A 1055-nucleotide genomic window follows, 5' to 3' on the forward strand; every position below is an offset into this window, starting at 1 on the left:
ACGGTTTGTCAAATTAAGCGCAACACTTCCTCGGTGAAGGCCTCGTGTGCGGTTTTCCAGTTCAGGCATTTTCTCGGTCGCCCGTTGATCTTGGCGAGCGCGTCCGCGAGTTCGTCGTGCGCCACCTGCGCGAAGTCCGTTCCTTTCGGGAAGAACTCGCGGAGGAGCCCGTTGGCGTTCTCGTTGCTCCCCCGTTGCCACGATGAGTACGGGTCGGCGAAATACACCGGCACGCCGAGCGACGCCTGGATGCGCTCGTGACCGCTGAACTCCTTGCCCCGGTCCGTCGTCGCCGTCTCGAACGTGCCATCCGGGAAGGCGCCGTGCACCGCATGGATCGCCCCCTCCATCGAGGCCGCGGTGCGGTCCGCGATCGGCAGGGCGAGATAGAACCGGCTCTTCCGCTCGATGAACGTCGCGACGCACGCCCTCGATTTCCCTCGTCCGGAGACGACGGTGTCGAGCTCCCAATGCCCGAACGTCTCGCGTGTGCGCACCTCCCGAGGCCGGTCCGAGATGGTCAGCCCGACGTTGATGCGCCCGCGCGTCTCGACCGGCTTCCGGCGCTTGCCCTTCTGGCGGAGCACGGTCACGGGCACGTCGATCAATCCCGCATAGATCCAGCGATAGATGGTCGAGAAGGCGATCTTCCCGTCGAAGAGACGACCGACGATCTGTTCCGGGGACCAGGTCGCCCACAGTTTCTCGGTGATCGTCCGGCGAGTCGCCTCGTCGAGCTTCGTCTTGGCGCCGCAGTTTGCCTTCTTCTTCACGTAGCGCTGCTGGGCACGTCCCGATTCGTAGCCGGGGTTCCGTCTGATCTCCCGCGAGACGGTCGAGGGATGACGGCCGAGCCGTCTCGCGATGGACCGGATGGACATCCCGAGCTCCAGATAGGTCTCTATTTTCACGCGTTCCGTTGTGGTAAGATGGGTGTAGCTCATGCGATTTCCTCCGTCTGAATGTGTGTTGTGGTGACTTCATTCTACACGAGGAAAGCGTCATGGGCTTTTTGTGTTCACTTTTGGGTGTTGCACTTAATTTTATAATTCATC

The 1055-nt window shown here is 61.5% G+C and carries 1 protein-coding gene; it reads right to left on the reverse strand.

What is annotated here, in order from left to right; genetic code table 11:
* Nucleotides 1–8: 8 nt before the first annotated feature.
* Entirely contained in the window at nt 9–944 is a 936-nt protein-coding gene (locus RT52_RS06620; protein ID WP_034816089.1) for an IS30 family transposase, read from the reverse strand.
* Nucleotides 945–1055 lie beyond the last annotated feature (111 nt).

Source organism: Exiguobacterium alkaliphilum 12/1 (genome assembly GCF_000714435.1).
Classification (GTDB): Bacteria; Bacillota; Bacilli; order Exiguobacteriales; family Exiguobacteriaceae; genus Exiguobacterium; species Exiguobacterium alkaliphilum.

Coding starts and splice junctions, on each gene's coding strand:
- RT52_RS06620 (WP_034816089.1), bottom strand. CDS start 944: ATGAGCTACACCCATCTTACCACAACGGAACGCGTGAAAATAGAGACC.